21 protein-coding genes are annotated in these 23,398 nt (G+C 68.5%); 8 read left to right on the top strand and 13 right to left on the bottom strand.

Features of this window, described 5'->3' with window-relative positions:
• Positions 1-17: 17 nt before the first annotated feature.
• The 6 genes from AC5I49_RS12165 to AC5I49_RS12140 form a co-directional block, all read right to left on the bottom strand.
• Positions 18-1,793 carry an MFS transporter gene (locus AC5I49_RS12165; RefSeq protein ID WP_034366017.1) on the bottom strand — a complete coding sequence of 592 codons (1,776 nt, stop codon included), beginning with the start codon at positions 1,791-1,793 and terminating at the stop codon, positions 18-20.
• A gap of 1 nt (position 1,794) precedes the next feature.
• The gene (locus AC5I49_RS12160; RefSeq protein WP_016446240.1) at positions 1,795-2,343 is read right to left on the bottom strand and encodes a TetR/AcrR family transcriptional regulator; all 549 of its coding nucleotides are present in this window, start codon (positions 2,341-2,343) and stop codon (positions 1,795-1,797) included.
• A gap of 104 nt (positions 2,344-2,447) precedes the next feature.
• Positions 2,448-3,365: a pseudouridine synthase gene (locus AC5I49_RS12155; protein ID WP_495789411.1), complete on the bottom strand. Its 918-nt coding sequence runs from the start codon at positions 3,363-3,365 to the stop codon at positions 2,448-2,450.
• 12 nt (positions 3,366-3,377) lie between these two features.
• Positions 3,378-3,794 (bottom strand): putative toxin-antitoxin system toxin component, PIN family, encoded by a 417-nt coding sequence (locus tag AC5I49_RS12150; RefSeq protein ID WP_495789410.1) that lies wholly within the window; start codon positions 3,792-3,794, stop codon positions 3,378-3,380.
• Positions 3,791-4,018, bottom strand: a complete 228-nt coding sequence (locus tag AC5I49_RS12145; protein ID WP_016446243.1) for an AbrB/MazE/SpoVT family DNA-binding domain-containing protein — start codon at positions 4,016-4,018, stop codon at positions 3,791-3,793. The genes AC5I49_RS12150 and AC5I49_RS12145 overlap by 4 nt, the downstream gene beginning before the upstream one ends.
• 64 nt (positions 4,019-4,082) lie before the next feature.
• Positions 4,083-4,838 carry a GntR family transcriptional regulator gene (locus AC5I49_RS12140; protein ID WP_017403845.1) on the bottom strand — a complete coding sequence of 252 codons (756 nt, stop codon included), beginning with the start codon at positions 4,836-4,838 and terminating at the stop codon, positions 4,083-4,085.
• Between the two features lie 138 nt (positions 4,839-4,976).
• On the opposite strand from AC5I49_RS12140, the gene AC5I49_RS12135 reads away from it, so the two are divergent.
• The 6 genes from AC5I49_RS12135 (at position 4,977) to tsaA (ending at position 11,833) form a co-directional block, all read left to right on the top strand.
• Positions 4,977-5,771 (top strand): SDR family oxidoreductase, encoded by a 795-nt coding sequence (locus tag AC5I49_RS12135; protein WP_047327423.1) that lies wholly within the window; start codon positions 4,977-4,979, stop codon positions 5,769-5,771.
• 64 nt (positions 5,772-5,835) lie between these two features.
• Positions 5,836-6,768 (top strand): 3,5-dioxohexanoate:acetyl-CoA acetone transferase, encoded by a 933-nt coding sequence (kce, locus tag AC5I49_RS12130; RefSeq protein WP_495789409.1) that lies wholly within the window; start codon positions 5,836-5,838, stop codon positions 6,766-6,768.
• 110 nt (positions 6,769-6,878) lie between these two features.
• Complete coding sequence (locus tag AC5I49_RS12125) at positions 6,879-8,213, top strand: MFS transporter (protein WP_495789408.1); 1,335 nt, start codon at positions 6,879-6,881, stop codon at positions 8,211-8,213.
• A gap of 147 nt (positions 8,214-8,360) precedes the next feature.
• Complete coding sequence (locus AC5I49_RS12120; protein ID WP_495789407.1) at positions 8,361-10,637, top strand: AsmA family protein; 2,277 nt, start codon at positions 8,361-8,363, stop codon at positions 10,635-10,637.
• A 339-nt stretch (positions 10,638-10,976) separates the two neighbouring features.
• The gene (locus AC5I49_RS12115) at positions 10,977-11,342 is read left to right on the top strand and encodes a winged helix-turn-helix domain-containing protein (RefSeq protein ID WP_016446251.1); all 366 of its coding nucleotides are present in this window, start codon (positions 10,977-10,979) and stop codon (positions 11,340-11,342) included.
• The gene (gene tsaA, locus AC5I49_RS12110) at positions 11,339-11,833 is read left to right on the top strand and encodes a tRNA (N6-threonylcarbamoyladenosine(37)-N6)-methyltransferase TrmO (protein WP_046241890.1); all 495 of its coding nucleotides are present in this window, start codon (positions 11,339-11,341) and stop codon (positions 11,831-11,833) included. The genes AC5I49_RS12115 and tsaA overlap by 4 nt, the downstream gene beginning before the upstream one ends.
• Positions 11,834-11,868: 35 nt before the next feature.
• Here tsaA and dnaE read toward each other — a convergent pair whose 3' ends face one another.
• The 6 genes from dnaE to AC5I49_RS12080 form a co-directional block, all read right to left on the bottom strand.
• Positions 11,869-15,255 carry a DNA polymerase III subunit alpha gene (dnaE, locus tag AC5I49_RS12105; RefSeq protein ID WP_495789406.1) on the bottom strand — a complete coding sequence of 1,129 codons (3,387 nt, stop codon included), beginning with the start codon at positions 15,253-15,255 and terminating at the stop codon, positions 11,869-11,871.
• Positions 15,248-16,747, bottom strand: a complete 1,500-nt coding sequence (locus AC5I49_RS12100; RefSeq protein ID WP_495789405.1) for a Y-family DNA polymerase — start codon at positions 16,745-16,747, stop codon at positions 15,248-15,250. Before AC5I49_RS12100 ends, dnaE begins: the two co-directional genes overlap by 8 nt.
• 6 nt (positions 16,748-16,753) lie before the next feature.
• The gene (imuA, locus tag AC5I49_RS12095) at positions 16,754-17,638 is read right to left on the bottom strand and encodes a translesion DNA synthesis-associated protein ImuA (protein WP_495789404.1); all 885 of its coding nucleotides are present in this window, start codon (positions 17,636-17,638) and stop codon (positions 16,754-16,756) included.
• A gap of 91 nt (positions 17,639-17,729) precedes the next feature.
• A complete protein-coding gene (locus tag AC5I49_RS12090; protein ID WP_016451584.1) occupies positions 17,730-19,094 on the bottom strand; it encodes an HD-GYP domain-containing protein in 1,365 nt (454 codons plus the stop codon).
• A gap of 103 nt (positions 19,095-19,197) precedes the next feature.
• On the bottom strand, positions 19,198-19,836 hold the full coding sequence (locus tag AC5I49_RS12085) for a 3-oxoacid CoA-transferase subunit B (protein ID WP_012206068.1): 639 nt from the start codon (positions 19,834-19,836) through the stop codon (positions 19,198-19,200).
• Between the two features lie 2 nt (positions 19,837-19,838).
• Positions 19,839-20,546, bottom strand: a complete 708-nt coding sequence (locus AC5I49_RS12080) for a CoA transferase subunit A (protein ID WP_016446257.1) — start codon at positions 20,544-20,546, stop codon at positions 19,839-19,841.
• 73 nt (positions 20,547-20,619) lie between these two features.
• Here AC5I49_RS12080 and AC5I49_RS12075 point away from each other — a divergent pair, with 73 nt between their 5' ends.
• Positions 20,620-21,162: a PAS and helix-turn-helix domain-containing protein gene (locus tag AC5I49_RS12075; RefSeq protein ID WP_016446258.1), complete on the top strand. Its 543-nt coding sequence runs from the start codon at positions 20,620-20,622 to the stop codon at positions 21,160-21,162.
• Between the two features lie 264 nt (positions 21,163-21,426).
• Positions 21,427-22,878, top strand: a complete 1,452-nt coding sequence (locus AC5I49_RS12070) for a catalase (protein WP_016446259.1) — start codon at positions 21,427-21,429, stop codon at positions 22,876-22,878.
• 66 nt (positions 22,879-22,944) lie between these two features.
• On the opposite strand, the gene AC5I49_RS12065 is transcribed toward AC5I49_RS12070, so the two are convergent.
• On the bottom strand, positions 22,945-23,385 hold the full coding sequence (locus tag AC5I49_RS12065; RefSeq protein ID WP_016446260.1) for a nuclear transport factor 2 family protein: 441 nt from the start codon (positions 23,383-23,385) through the stop codon (positions 22,945-22,947).
• Positions 23,386-23,398: the final 13 nt, after the last annotated feature.

Genomic DNA, 23,398 nt, shown 5'->3' with positions numbered 1-23,398 from the left:
TCTCTGGGCGAACGGTTTCAGGCGCGGGCGACGGGTTGGGTAGGCGGCTGGCCCGGCGCGTCCTGCGGCGCGGCGGCATCGGTGCCGCGCATGGCCGAGGCATCGGCAGCGGCGGCGCGCATGCGCTCCACGAAGGCGCGCTGGCGTGCGCGGCCGGCCAGGGCCAGCATCCACAGCAGGTAGAGCACGGCCACGCCGGCCGTGAGGGCGAACACGTCGTTGTAGGCGCGCACATTGGCCTCGCGGCGTGCGGCCTGCGCCAGCTGGGCCGTGCCCTGGGCCGCACGCAGGGCCGGGTCGGCGATGACGCGGGCCAGGCTTTGCTGCTGCAGGCGCAGGCGGTCGGCCACGATGGGGTCGGTGGGATCGACGTCGGCCACGATGGCGGCCGAATACACCTGCTCGCGGTGCATCTGATAGGTGCTCAGCAGGGCCGAGCCCATGAGCGCGCCCATGGCCTGCGTCATGGAGATGGTGACGATGGCCGTCAGCATGTAGTGCGCGCCGAACTTCAGGCCCTGCACCACGCCGATCAGCATCAGCGGCCCCATGAACAGGCCCGCGCCCACGGCCATGAGGAACTGGCTGCCGAAGAAGTCCTCGGGCCGGGCCAGGCTGGTGCGGCTGTGGTCCAGCCAGGCCGCCAGCGCGAACAGCACGATGGAGCCCACGATCTGCTTGCCCATGTTCTCCAGCCCGAAGGTCAGCGCCGACACGGCAATGCCTGCGATGGTGCCCAGCAGGATGACGATGAACAGCGGCTGCATCTGGTCCACCGTCATGCCCAGCATGCGCTGCATGCCGATCACGCCATAGGTCTGCTCGGTGGTCAGAAAGCGCAGCAGCAGCGCACCGATCACGAAGCGCACCGTGGGCGCCAGCACGAACCAGCGCGTCTGCAGCATGGGGTTGCGGCGGTGGTGCTCGATGTAGAGCGCCACGCTCAGCAGGACGATGGAGCCGATCAGCATCCAGGCCAGCCAGGGCGTGTCCAGCCACCAGTGGTTGTAGCCCTGCACCAGCACGGAGATCAGCAGGCCCACGCCGGGCACCATGAGGAAGAAGGTCAGGAAGTCCAGCCGCTCGAAGCTGCGGATATGCACGCCCGGCGGCAGCTTGAGCACCACCACGCCCGCGAACGAGATCAGGGCCAGGCCGGCCTCAAACAGATAGAGGTTGTGCCACTCGCTGTTGAACAGCAGGCCCGGCGACAGGATCCAGGCCAGCGGCGTGGCGATCTGCCCCAGCCCCACGCCGATCACCAGCATCTTGAGCACATGCTTGCGCGGCGCGGCCTGCAGCATGTAGAGCGTGCCCAGCGTGCTGCAGGTGGCGCCCGCCAGGCCGCTGGCCGCGCGCAGCATGAGCAGGCTGGTGTAGCTGCCCAGCACCAGGTGCAGCAGCGTCAGCAGCGCATACAGGCCCAGGCCGATCTCGGCGAACAGCCGCATGCCGAACTGCTGGCGGAACTTGTAGACCAGCAGGTTGGCCGTCATGTTGAGCATGACGTAGGCGCCTGTCAGCCAGGCGGCCTCGGAAGACGTCAGCCCCATCTGCCCCTGGATGGTGGGCAGGTTGGCCGTGAACAGTGCATTGCCCAGGCCACCCGTCAGCGCCACCAGCACGGCGATCAGGCCATAGGCGGCGCGCACGGCCGGCTGGTGCAGCGGCATGGACGGCGAGCCCGGCAGGCTGGGCTTTTCATGCTCTTCCCAGTCCGGCGGGGGCTTGAGGTAGACGACGGGGGGCGACGGGGGCAGCACGGGCCCCGGTGGAGTGGGTGTGGTGGCCATGTCAGGCCTTCAGGCCTTGCCAGACGATCTGCAGCGCCTTGCGCGCCAGGGTGCGGCGCTGCTGCGGCGTCTCGCCGCGCAGCGAGGCGCCCAGCATGCCGAAGACCAGGGACAGCTCGGCCTGCGTCAGCGGCTGGCGGCAATGGCCACAGGCCACGGCCCGGTCCATGGCCGGCCGAAAGATCTGCCACATGGCAACGCGGGCCTGGGCGATGACCTCGTCGCCGCGCTCCACGGTGCGCCAGTAATCGGTGATGGGGGCCGAGACCGCAATGCGCTCGGCCAGGCGCGACAGCAGCTTGTAGAAGGCATCGTCGTCCTCGGCCATGGCTTCGGCCGCGCTGCGCATGCTGTCCAGCGAACGCTCCAGCAGCGCCAGCATCAGCGCACGCCGGTCAGGAAACTGCCGGTACAGCGTGGCGCGGCCGACCTCGGCGCGCTCGACCACCAGGTCCAGCGGCGCGGTCACGCCATGCTCGGAAAACACGGCATCGGCCGCGTCCAGCAGCTGGGCGCGGCGGATATCGGCACTGGGTCTTTTGGAAGTCATGCGGACAATTATCGGACAAAGTTGTCCGTTAAATGTCCGCAACCGGCCTATCCCATGGCGGGGCCATGGGCAAAAAACCAACGGTTTCCGGCAGTGGAAAGCCTCTACAGGTCGGTCAGCGGCAGCAGCTGGCGGCGGCTGTCAAAGCGCCGCGACTGGCCGTCCAGAGGATCGGTGAAGGCCAGGCTGCGCGCCAGCAGCTGCAGTGGGCGCGAGTAGTCGCCCTCGGGCAAGTCATGCACTTCGGGATAGAAGCCGTCGCCCCACAGCGGCAGGCCCAGGGCGGCCATGTGCACGCGCAGCTGGTGGCGCTTGCCGCTTTCGGGCTCCAGCCGGTAGCGCGCCCAGGGGCCGCGCTGCTCCAGCACCTGCATGTGGGTGCGGGTGTTGGGCGTGCCGGCCACCTCGTGCATGCGAAAGAAATGGCCGCTTTCCTCCATGCGGCTTTCATGCGTGCGCGGGAAAACCACGTCCTCGCGCCAGGGGGCCACGGCCTCGTAGGTTTTGTGTATGGCGCGGTCGCGGAACAGCGCCTGGTAGATGCCGCGCGTGGCGCGCTGCACCGAAAACACCACCAGCCCCGCCGTGTCGCGGTCGATGCGGTGGATGGGCGACAGCTCGGGCAGGTCGAACTCGCGCTTGAGCCGCACCAGCAGCGTCTGCTGCAGGTACCTGCCGGCCGGCACCACGGGCAGGAAATGCGGCTTGTCGGCCACCAGCAGATGCGCGTCGCGGTGGATGACCTCGGCCTCGAAGGGGATGGGCGGCTCGGCCTGCAGCTCGCGGTAGTAGTAGTAGCGCAGGCCCGGCGCAAACGCCGTGCCTGCATGGGCGGCACGGCCGTGCTCGTCCACCACTTCTTCCTGCGCCATGCGCCGCAGCCAGTCCTCGCGCGCCACGGCCGGCAGGCGCTCGGCCAGAAAATCGATCAGCAACCCGCCGCCCTGGCTGGGCAGCACCACGCAGCTGGGGCTGACGCCGTCGCGTATGGGAAGAACCTTGGGGTCGTGGGCGTTGTGCATGTGTTTCAGCCCTCAGAGCGCCTGCCGCGCAGCCCATTCACCGGGCGTCACGATCAGGCCGGGAAACTCGTCGCGCAGTGCCAGAAGATCGCCATCACCCGCGATGAGCGCCCGGGCCCGGCCCACATGCGCCAGCACCAGGAACACCTGGTCCTTGTCGTCCCGGCACAACGGCAATGCAGGCCAGGGCTGCGGCAGTGTGACGACATCGGCCCAGGGCAGGAAATCCTCCAGCAAGGCCTGTTGCTCGGCCGTTGACAGCTTGAACTTCGGGTAGGCGAGCACACGCAGCAGTTCGCTGGCCGTTTCCCTGCAGACCAGGGGCTTCAACTGCTGGTGCTGCCAGGCCCGGCGTATCCACGCAAGACGGCCCGACGTGAACAGCAATGCCGAGAGCACGACGTTGGTGTCCAGGACGACACGCATCATTTGCGCGCCCAGGAGGTCGCCTCCTGCACATCCTCTTCGGTGATGCCCATCTGCTGCAGCTTGTCGCGGACGGCCTGTGCGCGCTGGACGCGCTGCAGGTGCACGGGCGTGAGCACGATGCGGCCGTTTTCCACGGCCACCTCGAAATACTCGGTGGCCTCCACTTCGGACACCACGGCCTTGGGCAGGGTGATCTGGTTCTTCGACGTCAATTTGGCAAGCATGGCCGGCTCCTGCAAATCAGAGAAAACACGGAAATCTTACTTCCTTACTTCATTCCTCTGCAGCTCACCGGCTTTCTTCACCTGGCGAGGCTGGCCCGCTCAGTCCACTCACGCCGTTCAACCCGCTGTCCGCCGTCACCAGCACGCCCGCCGAAACAATGTAGTCGGCCGCGCTTTCGATGTCGCCGCGCAGCGCCTCCTTGGCGGCGGGCGCATCGCCGCGCCGCAGCGCCTCGACCAGGCGCGCATGGTGGCCGACCGCCACCTGTTCGCTCACGCGGCGCGAGCCCGAGCGCATGTCGTGGTTGAGGATGGGGCCTATGCGCAGCCACAGCGCCTCGATCATCTGCAGCAGCATGGGCATGCCGGCCGCGCTGTAGACGGCGAAGTGGAAATCCTTGTTGAAGGCGATGAGCCGCGCGCCGTCCGGCGAGGCACTGGCCATCTCGGCCGCAAAGCGGTCCTGCAGTGCGGCGATGCGTTCCAGCCCGGCGGCCGGCAGTTGCCGGGCCGCCTGCTCCGTGGCCAGGCCTTCGAGGTTGACGCGGATGCGGGTGATCTCGCGGAAGGCGCTTTCCGTCATCAAGGGCACGCGCAGCGCGCGGTTGGGCGTGAGTTCCAGCGCCTGCTCGGCCACCAGCCGGTGCACGGCCTCGCGCACGGGCATGACGCTGACGCCCAGCGCGCTGGCCGTGGTGCGCAGCGAGATCTGCTCGCCCGGAATCATCTGGCCCGTGATCAGCAATTCCCTGAGCTGTGCATAGACATCGCTGCTGAGGGTCTGCCGTTTGAGTGGGGTGACTAGTTCGTTGATGGCCATGGCGGCGATGGTAGCGCGGCGCCGCCGCTGTCATGCCTCATAGGGTATTTACCATATTTGATCTGTGATCACAGATACAAAATCCAAACCCAACCCGAATCCCTTTCACCTTTGTTTGAGTTCCCAAGGAGTCCCCGCATGTGGAAAAACGATCTTCTGGCCGGCCAGCGCGTCCTGGTGACGGCGGGCGCCGCCGGAATCGGCCTGGAAATCAGCCGCGCCTTTGCCGAGGCCGGCGCGCGCGTCATGGTCTGTGACGTGGCCCAGGCCAGCCTGGATGCGCTGGCTGCCGCCCTGCCCGGCGCCAGCGGCCGTCTTGCCGATGTGTCGGATGCCTTGCAGGTGCAGGCCCTGTTCAAGGCCGTGGACAACGAGTTGGGCGGCCTGGACATCCTCGTCAACAACGCCGGGGTGGCCGGCCCCACGGGCGCGGTGGAGACGCTGGAGCTGGCCGACTGGCAGCGCACGCTGGATGTGAACATCACCGGCGCCTTCCTGTGCACGCGGCTGGCCGTGCCCCGGCTTCGGCAATCGGCACGCGAGGGCCGGCAGGCGGCCATCGTCAACCTGTCTTCGGCGGCAGGCCACCTGGGCATGCCGGGCCGCTCGGCCTATTCGGCGTCCAAGTGGGCGGTGATCGGCCTGACCAAGTCGCTGGCGCTGGAGCTGGGCGCCGACGGCATCCGGGTGAACGCCATCCTGCCGGGCGCCGTGGACGGCCCGCGCATCCGCGATGTGATTGCCGCCAAGGCGCAGGCGCGCGGCCTGCCGCTGGAAGACGTCACGCGCAGCTACACGCACCAGGCCGCGCTGGGCCGCATGGCCACGGCGCGCGACATTGCCAACATGGCCGTGTTTGCCGCCAGCCCGCTGGCCGGCCATGTCACGGGCCAGGAGCTGGCCGTCGATGGCCTGACCCAGGCGCTGAGCTGAGCGCCCTCTCCTCCTCTCCCCCCCTCTATTCCTCTCGACTATTCACCGTTCGCAAGGACCTTCCATGGCCACCCGCACCAAAGCCATCATCACCTGCGCGCCCACGGGCGCCATCCACACGCCCAGCATGTCGCCCCACCTGCCCGTGACGGCCGAGCAGATTGCGCGCGCAGCCATCGATGCCGCCGAGGCCGGCGCCGCCATCGTGCACCTGCATGCCCGTGATCCCCGCGACGGGCGCCCTTCGCAGGACCCTGAGCTGTTCCGCCCCTTTCTCAAGGCGATCCGTGCCGAGAGCGATGCCATCATCAACATCACCACGGGCGGCAGTCCGCACATGACGGTGCCAGAGCGCATGCGGCCCGTGACCGAGTTCCAGCCCGAGCTGGCCTCGCTGAACATGGGCTCGATGAACTTCGGCCTGTTCCCCATGCTGGAGCGCTTCCCGAACCTGGAGCACGGCTGGGAGCGCGAGCACCTGGAAAACAGCCGCAACCTGGTCTTCAAGAACACCTTTGCCGATATCGAAGGCATCCTGCGGCTGGGCCAGGCCCAGGGCACGCGCTTCGAGTTCGAGTGCTACGACATCAGCCACCTGCACAACCTGGCGCATTTCGTGGACCGGGGTCTGGTGCAGGGGCCCGTGTTCGTGCAGTCGGTGTTCGGCATCCTGGGCGGCATCGGCGGCCACCCGGAGGACCTGATGCACATGCGCCGCACGGCCGACCGCCTGCTGGGCCGCAACTACCAGTGGTCCATCCTGGGCGCCGGGCGCAACCAGCTGCCGCTGGCCACCATGGGCGCGGCCATGGGCTCGCATGTGCGCGTGGGGCTGGAAGACTCTCTGTGGATAGGCCCGGGCCAGCTGGCCACCTCCAGCGCCGAGCAGGTGCGCCGCATCCGCACCGTGCTCGAGGCCCTGAATGTCGACGTCGCCACGCCTGACGAGGCGCGCCGGATGCTGGGCCTCAAGGGTGCGGCCAACGTGGCCTTCTGAGCCCCCTTTCCCCCATCCAGCACATAGCACCAGAGCCTGCTGCAGCAGGCCGGGCCGGCCCCTGGAAGTTCCGCCCCACGCCCCCCCAAGCCTTGAAGGAGACAAGCACCATGTCCAGCCATTCCGTCCATGCGCCGCCGCCAGTTCCTGGCAATGCGGCCAGCAGTGCCAGCGCGGCGCTCAACGCCCGCATCTTCCGCAGGCTGATGCCGCTGCTGGTGCTGTCCTATGTGATCAGCTTCATTGACCGCACCAACATTGCGCTGGCCAAGTCGCACATCGAGGTGGACCTGGGCATCTCGGCGGCCGCCTACGGCCTGGGCGCGGGGCTGTTCTTCCTGAGCTACGCCCTGCTGGAAGTGCCCAGCAACCTGATCATGCACAGGGTGGGCGCGCGGTTCTGGATCACCCGCATCATGGTGACCTGGGGCCTGCTGTCGGCCGGCATGGCCTTCATCACCGGAGAGACCTCGTTCTACGTGATGCGCGTGCTGCTGGGCGCGGCCGAGGCGGGGCTGTTCCCCGGCGTGATGCTGTACCTGACCTACTGGTTCGGCCGCGAGGAACGGGCCCGCGCCATCGGCTACTTCCTGCTGGGCGTGTGCATTGCCAACATCCTCAGCGGCCCCGTGGGCGGCGCGCTGCTGCAGATGGACGGTTTCCTGGGCTGGCACGGCTGGCAGTGGATGTTCGTGATCGAGGGCCTGCCCGCCGTGGCCCTGGCCTGGGTGGTCTGGAAGAAGCTGCCCGACGGCCCGGCCAGCGCGCCCTGGCTGACGGCCGCCGAATCGCGCGAGGTACTGCAACGCCTGCAGGCCGAGCAGGACCAGCAGGCCAGCGCCGGCCAGGTGGGCCACTCGCTCAGGGACTGCCTGCGCGACCGCCAGATCTGGCTGGCCATCCTCGTCTACTTCTGCCACCAGATCAGCATCTACACGGTGATCTTCTTCTTGCCGGGCATCATCGGCACCTACGGCCAGCTCTCGCCGCTGCAGATCGGCACGCTCAACTCCGTGCCCTGGATCGCAGCGGCCATCGGTGCGGCCTGGCTGCCGCGCTTTGCCACCCACCCGCAGCGCTGCCGGCGCATGCTGCTGGCGGGCCTGGGCACCATGGCTGCAGGCCTGCTGCTGGCGGCGCTGGCGGGCAAGGCCTCGCCCGCGCTGGGGCTGCTGGGCTTCAGCCTCACGGCGCTGATGTTCTTCGTGGTGCAGTCCGTCGTCTTCCTGTTCCCGGCCTCGCGGCTGGCGGGCGCGGGGCTGGCGGGCGGCATTGCCCTGGTCAATACCTGCGGACTGGTGGGCGGCTTCATCGGCCCCACCGTGATGGGGATGATCGAACAGGCCACGGGCAGCACGCGCAACGGCCTGTTCATCATGGCGGGCCTGCTGGTGGTGGCCGCCCTGGCATCCACCCGGCTGCGCCAGGGCCAGGAGACACGGTGATGACAGCGCTTTTGCCGCGGCAGGCCGCGCTGTAGGCCAATCTCCTGTATGCGGGCCTGCCGGCTGCCCGCCAGCGCGTCCCGGACCTTGGCAAGCGGTTTTGCGGCGCTAGGATGGACCGAACTCCATTTAGCGGCCCCCTGCGCCATGACCGACACAGCGACCGACAGCTCCCCCACGCCGGCCTCCAAGCCCACACCCCGCCCGCCGCGCCGCCGCTGGCTGCGCATCCTCGTGTGGATGGTCTCGGCCCTGGTGCTGCTGCTGGCGCTGGTCGTGGTCCTGATTGCCACCTATGACTGGAACCGCGCCAAGCCCTGGATCAATGAGCGGGTCAGTGAAAGCACCGGCCGGCATTTCGCGATTGAAGGCGACCTGCGGGTGCAATGGAACTGGCCCCAGCCGCTGGACCAGGGCTGGCGTCACTGGATTCCTGGCGTCACCGTCCAGGCCGAGCAGCTGACGCTGGGCCAGCCCGAAGGCTGGCAGGTGGAGCAGGAGCCGGCCAAGGGCAGTGGCGAGCTGCCTGCCCTGCCTGCGCCGCCCGACCAGTTGAACAAGGGCCGCCTGCCCGAGGAGAAAGCCAAGGAACAGCCCAGGGGAAAGGCGAAGGACAAGGGCAAGGACGAAGGCAAGGACAAGGACTCGCAGGCCAGCCCTTCCGCGCCCAGTATCGACAGCGACAGCATCGTCCTGGCCGACGAAAAAATGGCCCCTCCCCCGCGCGACGCCGCCACCATGGCCACGGCAGCCCGCGCCACGGCCAGCCTGCGGCTGTGGCCGCTGCTGGGCCGGCACGTGCTGCTGGACCATCTGCAGCTCGAAGGGCCTGACCTGGTCTTTGCACGGCGCAAGGACGGCAGCAACAACTGGACTTTCAAGCGCCCCGAGTCCACCGGTCCGCGCTGGCGCTTCCAAGTGACGCAATTGAGCCTGCGCGGCGGCCTGGTGGGCTGGAGCGATGGCGTGCGCCAGATGGCAGTGCGCGCACGCCTGGACAGCCTTGTACGGCCGCCCAGTCCAGACTTTCCGTATGGCATGCGCGTCGGCCTGACCGGCCGCATCGCCAAGGCCACGGTCGAGGCCCAGGGCCTCATCGGCCCCGTGCTGGACCTGCAAAGCGAGCAGGCACGCTTTCCGGTCAAGCTGTGGGCCCATGCGGGCAGCCTGCGCGCACGGGCCGAGGGCATTCTCGACAATCCCAGGGCACTCAAGGGCATGGACCTGCAGGTGCACCTGCGCGGCTCCAGCATGGCCGACCTGTTCCCACTGACCGGCCTGCTGCTGCCGCGTACACCGCCCTTCGACACCAACGGCCATCTGGTCGGCAGCCTGCAGCCCGGCCGCGCCGAGTGGGACTACGAAAACTTCGAGGGCCGCGTGGGCCAGAGCGATCTGCGCGGCTCGCTGCATTACGCATCCGGCAAGCCCCGGCCCAAGCTCAGCGGCGAGCTGGCCTCGCGCAAGCTGCGCCTGGCCGACCTGGGGCCGGTGGTAGGAGCACCGTCCACCAGGCAGGACCAGAAAAGCCGGCAGGCGGCCAGCGGCAAGACCCTGCCCACGCAGCGCTTCGACACGAGCAAGTGGAATGCCATGGATATGGATGTGCACTTCCAGAGTGACCGCATCGAGCGTCCCCAGGCCCTGCCCATCGAGAACTTCAGCGTACATGCCGTCATGGACAACGGTGTGCTGCGCCTGGCGCCGCTGCGCTTCGGCATGGCCAAGGGCAAGCTGGACCTGCAGGCCATGGTGGACAGCGGCGCCAAGCCGCCCAAGGCCAACCTCCAGGGCAAGGTCCAGGGGCTGCAGCTGTCGGCCCTGTTCCCCGAGATCGAATTGATGAAGAAAAGCCTGGGCAGCATGGATGGCGCCATCGCCCTGCAGGGCCGAGGCCAGTCCATGGCCGAATGGCTGGGCACCAGCTCCGGCGACATGCGCCTGTATGTGCGCGACGGGCGCTTCAGCAAGCAACTGCTGGACCTGGCCGCGCTCAACCTGGGCAGCGTGGTGGTGACCAAGCTGTTCGGTGCCGACAAGGAAGTCCAGCTCAACTGCGCCGTGGCCGACCTGTCCGTGCAGAACGGCCTGGCACGCACGCGCAACGTCAAGTTGGCGACGCCGGAGGCGATCGTGGAGGCCACAGGCCAGATCAGCCTGGCGCAGGAGACCATGGATCTGCACATCAAGCCCGAATCGCTGAAGTGGAAGTTCTTCTCGCTGCGCACGCCCCTGTATGTGCGCGGCAGCTTCGCCAACCCCAAGGTGGGCGTGGAGCCCGGCCCGCTGCTGCTGCGTGCGGGCGCGGCCGTGGCCGCCGCCGTGGTGGCACCCGCCGCCCTGGCCCTGGTGCCGCTGACGGTGCCGGCTGCCGAGGAAGATGCGCAATGCCAGCGCCTGCTGGCAGACGCCGGCAAGAAGTAGGAAGGCCTGCCCGGCCTTCAGCTGCAGCGCGCCCTGGGAACGCCACGAACGGCCGTCCCCAGGCGCTGGCCAGCAAGACCATGATCACCGCGCGCCTATGTGAGCCGGGGCTTGGGCCAGCGTGCAGTCTGGCAAGAGTGGCAACGCCGACCGTGCGAGCCATCAGTACCATGAGGGCCACAGCCGTTGCGAACGGCGGCGGCGCACAGCGCATATGACCCGCCCCGCTGTAGCAGGCCATGCATTGCGTATTTCCCCTTAGCCCCATCGCGGCGCAGACCGTTGATTTCGCTTAACCTTCGCCGTTAACCCGCTTTTGCCGTGCCCAGCCCTTCTCCCATGTCCTCCAAAGTCCAGTTCCGCCTGCGCGTATACAACGACAGCACCATTGCCATCGGACCCGGCAAGGTGCAGTTGCTCGAATCCATCGCCGAGGCGGGCTCCATCTCGGCCGCAGCCCGCTCGCTGGGCATGTCGTACCGGCGCGCCTGGGTGCTCGTGGACGAGATGAACCGCGCGCTGCAGACGCCGGCCGTCAACACCAGCGCAGGCGGCGCCCATGGCGGCGGCGCCTCGCTCACGGCCACGGGCGAGGCCATCGTCAGGCATTACCGCTCCATAGAAACCACGTCGCGCATGGCGGCTGCGGCCGATATCGCAGCGCTGACGCGCCTGCTCAATCCCCAGGGCACCGCCAGCGCATGAGCGATGCCGCCGCGCAAGGCATAGGCTGCCGCCCCATCGGCCATGTGCGCAGCCGCTTCACCGATCCGGTGGGCATGCCCATACAGACGGCAGGCGCGGCCGACGAGGCAGGCCGCGTGGAGCTGCTGCCCGAGTTCGAGGCCGGGCTGCGCGACATCGAAGGCTTTGACTACCTGATCCTCATCACCCACCTGCACCAGGCCGTGGAAAAGCTGGAAGTCGTGCCCTTCATGGACGACCGCAGCCACGGCGTGTTCGCCACACGCGCCCCCGCGCGGCCCAACCGGCTGGGCCTGTCCATCGTGCGTCTGGTGCGGCGCGAAGGACTGCTGCTGCATTTCCTGGGCAACGACATGCTGGACGGCACGCCCGTGCTCGACATCAAGCCCTACGTGCCCAGGCTGGACGTGCGCCAGACCGAGCGCATAGGCTGGTTCGGCAAGCGTATCGACCAGATGCCCGACATCCGCGCCGACGCCCGCATGGCCTGAGCCTGCTTCGGCAGCCGCAGCAACGGCAACAGCCCTCAGTGGAAATTGCGGCTCGCCACGCCGGCGCCGCCCAGGCGGCCCAGCCAGCGGCTCATGTCGCGGGCGCGGTGCACGATGAGATGGCGCACGGCGGGCACCTCCTGGCTGGCCTGCTCTGCAGGCACTGACTCGCCGCAGTCCTTGCCGCCGCCCCAGTCAGAGCTGCTTTGCCAGATGCCCTCGACCGCCAGCAGCCGCGCGCCCAGCAAGGGCTCGCCCCAGCGCGTGACGGTATCGGGCCAGACCACCAGGTTGACCGTGCCCGTCTCGTCCTCCAGCGTGATGAAGACCGTGCCCTTGGCCGTGGGCGGGCGCTGGCGCACGGTGACGATGCCGCAGGCCCGCACGCGCATGCCCGCCAGCGTGTCGCGCAGCTCCAGCGCCGTGCGAAGCCCGTGGCGGCGCAGGCGGTCACGCAGCAGGGCCAGCGGGTGGCGGCGCAGGCTCAGGCCCGTGGCCGCGTAGTCGAACAGGATTTCCTCGCCCTCGGGCGCGGCGGCCAGTTGCACGGGCGCCTCGTGCACGGGCACGCCCGCGAACAGCGGGGGCTGCACCTGCAGGGCCGCCGCATCCCACATCTGCTGGCGGCGGTGGCCTGACAGGCCCTGCAGCGCATCGGCCGCCGCCAGGGCCTGCAGCTCGGCGCGCTGCAGCCGGGCGCGCAGGGCCAGGTCCTCGGTGCTCCTGAACGGTGCCTGCGCGCGGACCTGGGCCACGCGCTCGCCCGAAGTCTTTGGCAGCTGCGCCACCATGCACAGCCCCAGGCGCACGGCCGGCTGCGGCAGCTCGACGCCGGCAATGCGCTCGTGCGGCGCCTCCAGCGTGCAGTCCCAGTCGCTGTGGCGCACATCGACGGGCAGCACGCGCACGCCGTGGCGGCGCGCATCCTGGATCAGTTGCGAGGGGGTGTAGAAGCCCATGGGCTGGGCATTGAGCAAGGCCATGAGGAAACAGGCCGGCTCATGGCGCTTGAGCCAGGCGCTGGCATAGGCCAGCATGGCGAAGCTGTAGGCATGGCTTTCTGGGAAGCCGTATTCACCGAAGCCCTGGATCTGGCGGACGATGGCGTGGGCGAATTCCGGGCTATAGCCCTTGGCCAGCATGCCCTCGATCAGCTTGCGCTCGAAATGGTGTATGCCGCCCTTGCGCCGCCAGGCGGCCATGGAGCGGCGCAGTTCGTCGGCCTCCCCCGCCGAGAAATTCGCCGCGATCATGGCGATTTGCATGACCTGCTCCTGGAAAATGGGCACGCCCAGCGTGCGCTCCAGCGCCTGCTTGAGTTCGGGCTTCTCCAACACCAGTTCCCCTTCCTGGTCCCTGCGCTCGCGCGCCTGCAGATAGGGATGGACCATGCCGCCCTGTATGGGGCCGGGCCGCACGATGGCGACCTCGACCACCAGGTCGTAGAACACGCGCGGCCGCAGCCGGGGCAGCATGCTCATCTGCGCCCGGCTCTCGATCTGGAAGGTACCCACGGTGTCGGCGCGGCAGATCATGTCGTAGGTGGCCGGGTCGTCCTTGGGAATGTCGGCCAGCTCCCAGCGCGGGCCGCGCAGCGCGGCGCGCGCGTGCAGGCTGCCGCGCAGCACGGTGAGCATGCCCAGGGCCAGCACATCGACCTTGAGCAGCTTCATGGTGTCCAGATCGTCCTTGTCCCACTGGATGACCGAGCGGCCCTCCATGGCGGCCGGCTCCACGGGCACCAGCCGCGTCAGCGGCCCGTCGGTCAGCACAAATCCGCCCACATGCTGGCTCAGGTGGCGCGGGCTGTCGCGCAGCTGCAAGGCCAGCTCCAGCCACAGCCGCGCACGCTGGGGCGACAGTTGCGGGCAGTCGTCGCCCAGCCGCTCGCGCAGCCGGGCCAGGCGCAGCAGCTTGGAGCGCACCCAGCCCAGGGCGGGGTCATCGGGTTCGGGCTCCGGCTCGGCCGCCTGGTCCTCGGCATCGCTGAACCAGTGGTGCTGCCGGGCCATGGCGTCGATCAGCACCGCATCCACGCCCAGGGCCTTGCCCGCATCGCGCAGCGCGCCGCGCGTGCGCCAGCAGCTGACCACGGCCGTCAGCGCCGCACGGCCGCGGCCGTATTTTTCGTAGATGTACTGGATGACGGTCTCGCGCCGCGCGTGCTCGAAGTCCACGTCGATATCTGGGGGCTCGCTGCGCTCGCGGCTGATGAAGCGCGCCATCAGCAGCGTGGTCTTGTTCGGATCCACGGCCGTGATGCCCAGGCAATAGCAGACGGCCGAGTTCGCGGCCGAACCGCGCCCCTGGCACAGGATGCCTTCGCTGCGCGCATAGCGCACGATGTCGTGCACGGTGAGAAAGTACATCTCGTAGCGGCATTCGGCGATCAGCTCCAGCTCATCCTTCAATTGCTTGGCGACCGATTCGGGAATGCCTTGCGGATAGCGCCCCGCCGCTCCCTGCCAGGTATGCCAGGCCAGGGTCTGGCGCGCGTCCATGCCGGGCAGCACGCTTTCCTGCGGATAGTGGTAGCTGATCTCACTGAGCTTGAAATCGCAGCGCGCGGCAATCTGCAGGGTTGCATCCAGCATGGCGCGCGGATAGATGCCGCCCAGCCGCAAGCGCGAGCGCAGATGCCGCTCGGCATTGGGATGCAGCTCGAAGCCGCATTCGGCCACGGTGCAGCCCAGGCGCAGCGCCGTCACCAGGTCCTGCAGCGGCTTGCGCGAGCGCGCATGCATGTGCACGTCGCCGCATGCCACGCAGGACAGGCCCAGTAACCCTGCCACGTCCTGCAGGCTTTGCAGCCACAGGCTGTCGTCGGGCGCCAGCAGCAGCTCCACGCCCAGCCAGCAGCCCGGCCCCAGCTGCGCCACGGCGGCCTGCACGGCCTGGGCGATGGCGGGCACATCGCCGGCTGGAAGCAGCGCACGCTGTGGCAGGACGATGCATTCGCAGCCTTCACGCAGCAGATGCCAGGGGCTGTCGGCATCGACCAGGTACCGGCCCTTGTCGGCACGGGCGCGCGCTGCGCTGATGAATTCGCAGAGGTTGCCCCAGCCGTTCAGATCGCGCGCCAGCGCCACCACGCGCAGCGGGCCCCAGGCAAATTCGCTGCCATGGATCAGGGCCATCTCGCAGTCGCGCGCGGCCTCGAAGGCCCGCACAGCGCCGGCCACCGAGCATTCGTCGGTCAGGGCCAGCGCCTGGTAGCCCAGGGCCTTGGTGCGCTGCACCAGTTGGGCCGGCGAAGAGGCGCCGCGCAGAAAGCTGAAGTTCGACAGGCAGTGCAGCTCCGCATAGCCGGGCAGGCCCGGGCCCGATGCCATGCCGGACACCGGCCCGGTGGCCTGGGGCGGGGGCTGCAGCCGCTGCAGCTGCGGGGGCGGCGGCTCCAGCAGGATGTCCTGTTCAGCCATAGATGCCTTGCGCAAACCAGGCGGCGGGCGACAGCAGGGCCGGCATGCCTGGCAGCCGCTCCGATGCAGGCGCGCGCTCGCGGTAGATCCAGACATGGCCGACAGCCGCGTTGCTGGCCACGAAATAGTCACGCACGGCCAGCGCCGCATCGGCCTGCGGCTCCCCCCACCAGCCGGCCTCCAGCCGATAGGGGCCGGCCAGCAATTGCAGCGGCCCCTGCCAGCAAGGGCGGCTGCCCTGCAGGAGCAGGGGCTGGGGCGGATCAAGCAGCCAGGGCGGCAGCAGGCCCTGCCAGGGGTTGGCCGCCTTGCGCGCGTGCGCGGGCCGCCGCGGTGCCTGCGGGGTCTGCAGGGCCTCGCAGGCCGGGGTCCAGCGCTGCATGGCCTCGGGCCGGTGGTCCGATTGCAGCTGCGCCACCCGCACGCCCTGCGCGCCACGGCGGGCCGAGACGCGCTCCACCCATTCATGCCAGGCCATGCCGCTGGCCACGTCTGTCGCGCCTGCCGCCTCGCCCAGCGGCGCCGGACCGGGCGCGGCCGGTGGCAGGCAACTGCCGGCATCGGCCGCGAAAGGCGCGGTGTCCAGCGCCACCAGCTCCAGCATGTCCGCAGGCGCGCGCCAGGGCGTACGGGCCAGGCGTTCGCGCAGCAGGCGCTCCATGTGCTCCAGCGCCTGGGCGGGCCGGGCCGTGCGGATGTCCAGCGCTTCCCAGGCCGGCAGCTGCGTGCCGTCCACGCGCCGCAGATCGTGGTGCCAGCGCAGTTGCAGGCCCAGCACGCCCTGGTGGCGGGCCTGCAGCCAGGCCTGCAGCGCGCGCAGCAGGGGCCGGGCGGCCTGCAGCAGGGCCTGGGCGTCGCTGGCCGGATAGCCCAGGTCGGCGCGCAATGCAAAGTGTTCGGGCAGCTCCAGCCAGTCCAGCGCATGGGGGCTGCTGCCATAGGCCTGGTCCAGCGCCAGCAGGGCCGGCAGCCCGATGCGCCGCGCCAGGCCCGCGCGCGGCAGGGCGCGCAGCTCGCCCCAGCGGCGGCAGCCCATGCGCTCCAGGGCCGGCGCATGGGGTTCGAGCGCGGGCAGGGTCCAGATCGGAAGGTCATCGGCAGGCGGCCAGGGCTGGCGCGAATCCGTGCCCTGCATGCGCCAGCGCAGCCGGGCCAGCGCCTGCCAGGCCGTGGCGGCCCGGGCCCAGACCGGCATCTGCGGGCTGCCTGCCTGCCCTGTGTCAGGCTGCTGTTCACGCAGAGCGCGCAGCAGGCCCAGCAGCATGGACTGGCGGCCGCCCCACAGGCGCTCCACGCTGCCCACCTCCATCAGCGCCACGGCCTGCCCTGCGCCCTGCCAGACGGCCACGCGCGGCGTCCAGCGCAGGGCCCACCAGGCCTGCTGCGCGCAGGCACTGCCTTTGCCATCACTGTCGCCGTTGCCCTGGCCATCGCCCTGCGCGGCATGCAGCGGCCAGGCAATCCAGTGCAGTGCTTGGTTCGGCTGTGCCATGGCATCTCATCCCAGGGTGTGCGCTGCCGCCTGCAGGGCGGGCGCCTCGGCGGGCAGCAGTTGCCCGTGTCCATGAAGCCAGCGCTGCGCCTCGCCCGCCTGCCGGGTGCGCCGCAGGGCCTGGGCCTGCAGCACGTCCTGCCAGGCCCAGTGGTGCAGCGGCAGTTTCAAGGGATGCTCCAGCGCAGGCCCCCGGCGCTTGAGCAACTGCACGCGCAGGCAGGCTGGCGTACCGCCTTCGCCCGGCACCCCCAGCTCGGTCTCCACGCGCAGCCGCAGCGGCGCAGGCGAGGCCACCGTCTGCAGGGAGGCCGAGGCCTCGCGCCACAGCCACAGAATGCGCCCCTGCGCAGCGGCCGCCCATTGCAGCCGGCGCAGCGTGGCCATGGGCAGACCGGCCGGCAGCCAGGCCAGCACGGCCAGCACGTCGCGGCAGCGCAGTGCCTGCTCACAGACCCAGGCCAGCCCTGCCCCATCGCCTGCCGGGTGGGCGCCGGGGTGGGTGTCCGGGTGGGTGTCGGCCTCCACGCAGCACAGCCGGTGCGCCGCCACGCCCGCCGCTTCCAGTCCCGGAGCAAAAGGCCTGCAAGGCGGCGCCACCAGCACCACCTGGCCCGCGCTGCGCTGCATCAGGGCCGCCAGGCCCGGCAGCAGCAGCGGCCATTCGGCATGGCCATGGGCGGGCTGCAGCAGCTCGACCATGGCGCCCAGCGGCCAGCCCCCGCCCGGCAATTGCGCATCCAGCAGCGCATGGCCCGAAGGCTGGACGCGCTGCTGCAGCGCCTGCTGCCAGCCATCGCCACGCCACACGCCCTGCAACTGAGGCAGCACACGCGCCGCGCCCGCCAGGGAGGCGGACTGCGCAGGTTGAAAGGCGTCTGTCGTGGTCATGGGGAATTCTCAAGATACTGTACAAATATACAGCACCCTTGATTTCCCCACAGCTCCACGGCCGTAAAAAAGCCGGGCAAGCCCGGCTGCCTCAATGCGCAGTTGTTCCTGCTGCCCCACCCGGCGGCGGCGTGGCGTCGATCTGCATGCAGGCTTCGCACCATTGCGCGACCGCCGTGTCCACGGCGTGGGTGCGGGCGTTGATGGCGGGCCAGCGGCGCAGGCAGGCGTTGACAATGGCCTGCAGCTGCCACAGGGCCTCGCGGCTGAGCAGGGCCAGCTCGCTCATGCCCTGCACGTCGTCCTTGAGGTAGGCCAGCAGGTCGGTCTGCTGGTTCGGGTGCAGGCCGGCCTCGGCCAGCTGCTTTTGCAGGCTGCCGATGCTGGAGTCGATGTAGACGGCCGCCTGGTGGTCGGGCATGGCCTGCCAGCGCTCGGGAAAGGCCTGGCTGAACGTGTCCCACATCTGGAAGGCGGCCGACAGCGCTGCCACGCTGTGCGTGACCTCGGCCTGCAGCGGCGGCAGCGGCGTGCCCGGCGAGATCTCGTCGTACAGCAGCGGCAGCAGGATGCCGACCAGATCGGCCGGATAGCGGCGGTGGTTCATGCGCAGCATCAGCGACAGGCGCTGGCCGGGCAGGTCCTGGAATTTGTCGAAGAAGGCCGAGACCACCTCGGCCAGCAACAGGATACGGCCCATTTTGGAGATGGCTTCGCCATGCACGCCGCGCGGATAGCCCGTGCCGTCCATGCGCTCGTGGTGCTCGAGCACGGCCATTTCCACGTCCTGCGAATACGCGCCCGCGCCCCGCATGATGAGCATGCCCGTGACCGAGTGCGCCACCAGGTGCTTGCGCTCGGCGCCCGTGAGCCGGTAGTTGGGGTCGGTCCAGGCCGGGTCCATGTAGAGCATGCCCACGTCGTGCAGCAGGGCCGCCGTGGCCAGCGGGCCGCATTCACGCTCGCTCCATTCGCTTTGCAGCGCCAGGTAGACGGCCACCAGCATCATCTGCAGGCTGTGGGCGAACAGCTCGGGCCGCTGCTCGCGCATGACCGTGAGCTTGAAGGCGATCTGCGGCGGCAGCACCATCAGGCGCAGCGGCGCCAGCAGCCGGTCCGTGCCGCCCAGCGACTGCACCAGGCGGCGCATCAGGTCCACGGTCTCGCATTGCACCATGGCCTGGGCCTCGATGGCCAGCACGTCCACGCGGTTGTCCACGCCCAGGTGCTTGTCGATGGGGTCGCGCAGCTTGTGCTTGACCAGGCGCTCGTACATGTTGCTGTCGATGCGCGCGCCCTTGTCCACGAGCTTGACACCCTTGTCGTTGAAGATGGGCTCGCCGGTCACCACGTTGCAATGCTCGGCCATGTCGGTGACGGCGCGCAGGAAATGCACGCCCTCGTCCTTCCATCCCTGCGCTGTCGGTGGATTGCGCACGGCCGCGACATCCGTCATAGAGGCTCCCATTGGCTCGAAATCTGAAATATAAGCAAAAGAGCCCGCGCAAGGCGGGCTCTCGTCGCGCAGGCCTGCACCAGGCAGGCACTGCACAGCAACATCAGCGAATCAGCGTCACGCCGGTCTTGGACTGGATGTCCTCGAAGCTCACTTCGGGGGCCAGTTCCACGAGCTTCAGGCCCTGCGGCGTCACGTCCATCACTCCCAGGTCGGTGATGATACGGTCCACCACGCCCACGCCGGTCAAAGGCAGAGTGCAGGCGGGAAGAATTTTGAGGTCGGTCGTGCCGTCCTTCTTCTTTGCCACATGCTCCATGAGCACGATGACGCGCTTGACGCCCGCCACCAGGTCCATGGCGCCGCCCATGCCCTTGACCATCTTGCCGGGGATCATCCAGTTGGCCAGGTCGCCCTTCTCGGACACCTGCATGGCGCCCAGGATGGACAGGTTGATCTTGCCGCCGCGGATCATGGCGAACGACTGGTCGCTGCCGAAGATGGACGAGCCGGCAATCGTCGTCACGGTCTGCTTGCCGGCGTTGATCAGGTCGGCGTCCACGGCATCCTCGGTCGGGAAGGGGCCGATGCCCAGCATGCCGTTCTCGGACTGCAGCCACACTTCCTTGTCACCCGTGTGGTTGGCCACCAGGGTGGGAATGCCGATGCCCAGGTTGACGTAGAAGCCGTCTTCGAGTTCTTGGGCCGCGCGGGCGGCCATCTGGTCTTGGGTCCACGGCATGGTCAGGCTCCTTGTTTTTCTGTGATGGTGCGCTTTTCGATGCGCTTTTCGGGGTTCGGGTTGTGCACGATGCGGTGCACGTAGATGCCGGGCAGGTGGATGTCGTCCGGTGCGATCTCGCCGACCTCGACCACCTCCTCCACTTCCACGATGCAGACCTTGCCGGCCGTGGCGGCGGCAGGGTTGAAGTTGCGCGCCGTCAGGCGGAACTGCAGGTTGCCGCTCTTGTCGGCACGGTGGGCCTTGACCAGGGAGACATCGGGCACGAGCGAGCGCTCCATCACATAGGTCTCGCCGTCGAACTCGCGCAGCTCCTTGCCCTCGGCCACCATGGTGCCCACGCCGGTCTTGGTGAAGAAGGCGGGAATGCCGGCGCCGCCTGCGCGCAGCTTCTCGGCCAGCGTGCCCTGGGGCGTGAATTCCAGCTCCAGCTCGCCGGCCAGGTACTGGCGCTCGAACTCCTTGTTCTCGCCCACATACGACGAGATCATCTTCTTGATCTGGCGCGTCTCCAGCAGCTTGCCCAGGCCGAAGCCGTCCACGCCCGCGTTGTTGGAAATCACCGTCAGGCCCTTGACGCCGCTGTCACGCAGCGCGTCGATCAGGGCCTCGGGAATGCCGCACAGGCCGAAGCCTCCCACAGCCAGCAATTGCCCGTCGGCCACGACGCCCTGGAGCGCCTGCTCCGCAGAGGGGTAGAGCTTTTTCACACATGTCTCCTTCAGATTGGATGCGCTACGATACTACGTACTTGCATAGGTAGTTTTTCGTAAAGATTTGCCCATGGATATAGATTACAGGCTGGCGTTCGAGGCCGCCCCCGTCGGTCTCGTGATCTCGCGCAACCGCACCATGATCGACTGCAATCGCCAGGTCTGCGAGATGTTCGAGGCCTCGCGCGAGGTGCTGATCGGCCAGACCTTCCAGATCCTCTACCCCAGCGCCGACGAGTATGAGCGGCTGGGCGCGCGCATCGCGCCCATTCTCAATGCAAGGGGCTTTTATTCGGACAACCGCATCATGAAGCGCGCCAACGGCGAAACGTTCTGGTGCCATGTCACGGGCCGCACGCTGGACCGCAGCGACCCGCATGCCTCGGGCATCTGGAGCTTCGAGGACCTCAGCGCCCAGCGCCCCGTCAAGGCCGAACTCACGGGGCGCGAGCGCGAGGTGGCCGCCCGCCTGCTGGAAGGCCTGACCTCCAAGGAAATCGGCCGTGCCCTGGCCATCAGCCACCGCACGGTGGAGATCTACCGCGCACGGCTGATGCGCAAGTACGGCGCCTCCACGGCCGCCGATCTGGTCCACAAGCTGGTCTCTGGCTGACAGGGCGACGGCCTACACGGGCCGTATCCGCCCGCGCAACACAATGCCTTGGCAAAAAGCATGCCCGGCACGACGCAGGCGGGGTGCGGTGAAATTTTTTGGCTATGGCGCAGTTGAGATTTGCCAATCGCCAAAGCCTTGCCGCATCCATAGAACGAAACAACAATAAAAGCAATTCGATAGCACGCAGCTATTGATTTTCCAAGCGCCGCGCTGCCTGCGTGCAAGCCGGCGCCGCTACCACCCCTCGATCAAGGAGAGACCATGACCCACAAGCTCACCACCGCCGCAGGTGCCCCGGTTGCCAACAACCAGGACTCGCTCACGGCCGGCCCGCGTGGCCCGATGCTGCTGCAGGACCTGTGGCATCTGGAAAAAATGGCCCACTTCAACCGCGAAGTGATTCCCGAGCGCCGCATGCACGCCAAGGGCTCGGGCGCCTTCGGCACCTTCACCGTGACGGGTGACATCACGCGCTACACCCGCGCCAAGGTGTTCTCCGACATCGGCAAGCAGACCGAAGTGTTCGCGCGCTTTTCCACCGTGGCCGGCGAGCGCGGCGCGGCCGACGCCGAGCGCGATATCCGCGGCTTCGCCGTCAAGCTCTATACCGAGGAAGGCAACTGGGACCTGGTGGGCAACAACACGCCGGTGTTCTTCTTCCGCGACCCGCTCAAGTTCCCGGACCTGAACAAGGCCGTCAAGCGCGACCCCTACACCAACCTGCGCTCGCCCGAGAACAACTGGGACTTCTGGACCGGCCTGCCCGAGGCGCTGCACCAGATCACCATCGTCATGAGCGACCGGGGCATTCCGCGCGGCTACCGCCACATGCATGGCTTCGGCTCGCATACCTACAGCTTCATCAACGCCAGCAACGAGCGCCACTGGGTCAAGTTCCACTGGGTCTGCCAGCAGGGCATCGAGAACTTCACCGATTCCGAGGCGGCCTCCGTCGTCGCCTCCGACCGTGAAAGCAGCCAGCGCGACCTGCTCGAGGCCATCGACCGCGGCGAGTTCCCGCGCTGGAAGCTGTGCGTGCAGATCATGCCCGAGCATGAAGCCGAGACCTACCGCTTCCACCCCTTCGACCTGACCAAGGTCTGGAGCAAGAAGGACTACCCGCTGATCGAAGTGGGCGTGATGGAGCTCAACCGCAACCCGCGCAACTACCACGCCGATGTGGAGCAGGCCTCGTTCACGCCGGCCAACCTGGTGCCGGGCATCGGCCCCTCGCCCGACCGCATGCTGCAGTCGCGCCTGTTCTCGTATGGCGATGCCGCGCGCTACCGCCTGGGCGTGAACCACCACCAGATCCCCGTGAACGCGCCGCGCTGCCCCTACCACGCCTACCACCGGGACGGCGCCATGCGCGTGGACGGCAACTACGGCGGCACCATCGCCTACGAGCCCAACACCAAGGGCGAGTGGCAGGAGCAGCCGGCCTTCGCCGAGCCGCCGCTGGCCCTCAACGGCGCGGCCGACCGCTGGAACTACCGCGAGGACGATGCCGACTACTTCACCCAGCCCGGCGACCTGTTCCGCCTGCTCACGCCCGATGCGCAGCAGCGCCTGTTCGAGAACACGGCGCGCAACATCGCCGGTGTGTCCGAGCACATCGTGCAAAAGCACATAGCGCACTGCACCCAGGCCGACCCGGCCTACGGCAAGGGCGTGGCCGATGCCATCGCCCGCCAGAAGGCCGGCACGCTCTGACCGGCTGACGCCCACGGCAAAACGCCCCCGAAACTTCGGGGGCGTTTTTCATGGCACGCCCTGCCCTCAGGCCACGGCCTTGAAGGCGGGAAGCTTGTCGCCCAGCCGCTTGCCCATCTCCGTGCCCAGGGCCTGCAGGCCGCTCATGGGGCGCACCATGACCTCGAATTCCCGGATCAGCCCCTGCTCGTCGAAGCGGATGAAGTCGATTCCCTTGAGGTTCTTGCCACCCACGCTGGCGCTGAACTCCAGCACCACGTCCAGGCCGTCATCGCTGGCCATCTGGCGGTGGTAGGTGAAGTTCTCGAAGACCTGGACCACGGTGGACAGCGCCAGCATCAGCGCGGCTGCCGAGGCATAGGGCGTGTTGGCCATGGGCGAGCGGAACACCGCATCGGGATGGACGATGGTGTGCAGCTCGCCCAGGTCGCTGGCGGCAACCATGCGATGCCACAGCTCCAGGGAGCGGGCGACTGCGGGATGGGCGTTCTTCGGGGGCTGGGACATGCTTGTCTCCTGG

The organism is Delftia sp., from assembly GCF_059499305.1.
This window is presented reverse-complemented; position numbering and strand designations above follow the sequence as displayed.

Coding starts and splice junctions, on each gene's coding strand:
- AC5I49_RS12065 (WP_016446260.1), bottom strand. CDS start 23,385: ATGTCCCAGCCCCCGAAGAACGCCCATCCCGCAGTCGCCCGCTCCCTG.
- AC5I49_RS12135 (WP_047327423.1), top strand. CDS start 4,977: ATGTGGAAAAACGATCTTCTGGCCGGCCAGCGCGTCCTGGTGACGGCG.
- AC5I49_RS12075 (WP_016446258.1), top strand. CDS start 20,620: ATGGATATAGATTACAGGCTGGCGTTCGAGGCCGCCCCCGTCGGTCTC.
- AC5I49_RS12125 (WP_495789408.1), top strand. CDS start 6,879: ATGTCCAGCCATTCCGTCCATGCGCCGCCGCCAGTTCCTGGCAATGCG.
- tsaA (WP_046241890.1), top strand. CDS start 11,339: ATGAGCGATGCCGCCGCGCAAGGCATAGGCTGCCGCCCCATCGGCCAT.
- AC5I49_RS12155 (WP_495789411.1), bottom strand. CDS start 3,365: ATGCACAACGCCCACGACCCCAAGGTTCTTCCCATACGCGACGGCGTC.
- AC5I49_RS12070 (WP_016446259.1), top strand. CDS start 21,427: ATGACCCACAAGCTCACCACCGCCGCAGGTGCCCCGGTTGCCAACAAC.
- AC5I49_RS12140 (WP_017403845.1), bottom strand. CDS start 4,838: ATGGCCATCAACGAACTAGTCACCCCACTCAAACGGCAGACCCTCAGC.
- AC5I49_RS12085 (WP_012206068.1), bottom strand. CDS start 19,836: ATGCCGTGGACCCAAGACCAGATGGCCGCCCGCGCGGCCCAAGAACTC.
- kce (WP_495789409.1), top strand. CDS start 5,836: ATGGCCACCCGCACCAAAGCCATCATCACCTGCGCGCCCACGGGCGCC.
- AC5I49_RS12160 (WP_016446240.1), bottom strand. CDS start 2,343: ATGACTTCCAAAAGACCCAGTGCCGATATCCGCCGCGCCCAGCTGCTG.
- AC5I49_RS12115 (WP_016446251.1), top strand. CDS start 10,977: ATGTCCTCCAAAGTCCAGTTCCGCCTGCGCGTATACAACGACAGCACC.
- AC5I49_RS12145 (WP_016446243.1), bottom strand. CDS start 4,018: ATGCTTGCCAAATTGACGTCGAAGAACCAGATCACCCTGCCCAAGGCC.
- AC5I49_RS12090 (WP_016451584.1), bottom strand. CDS start 19,094: ATGACGGATGTCGCGGCCGTGCGCAATCCACCGACAGCGCAGGGATGG.
- dnaE (WP_495789406.1), bottom strand. CDS start 15,255: ATGGCTGAACAGGACATCCTGCTGGAGCCGCCGCCCCCGCAGCTGCAG.
- imuA (WP_495789404.1), bottom strand. CDS start 17,638: ATGACCACGACAGACGCCTTTCAACCTGCGCAGTCCGCCTCCCTGGCG.
- AC5I49_RS12100 (WP_495789405.1), bottom strand. CDS start 16,747: ATGGCACAGCCGAACCAAGCACTGCACTGGATTGCCTGGCCGCTGCAT.
- AC5I49_RS12150 (WP_495789410.1), bottom strand. CDS start 3,794: ATGATGCGTGTCGTCCTGGACACCAACGTCGTGCTCTCGGCATTGCTG.
- AC5I49_RS12120 (WP_495789407.1), top strand. CDS start 8,361: ATGACCGACACAGCGACCGACAGCTCCCCCACGCCGGCCTCCAAGCCC.
- AC5I49_RS12165 (WP_034366017.1), bottom strand. CDS start 1,793: ATGGCCACCACACCCACTCCACCGGGGCCCGTGCTGCCCCCGTCGCCC.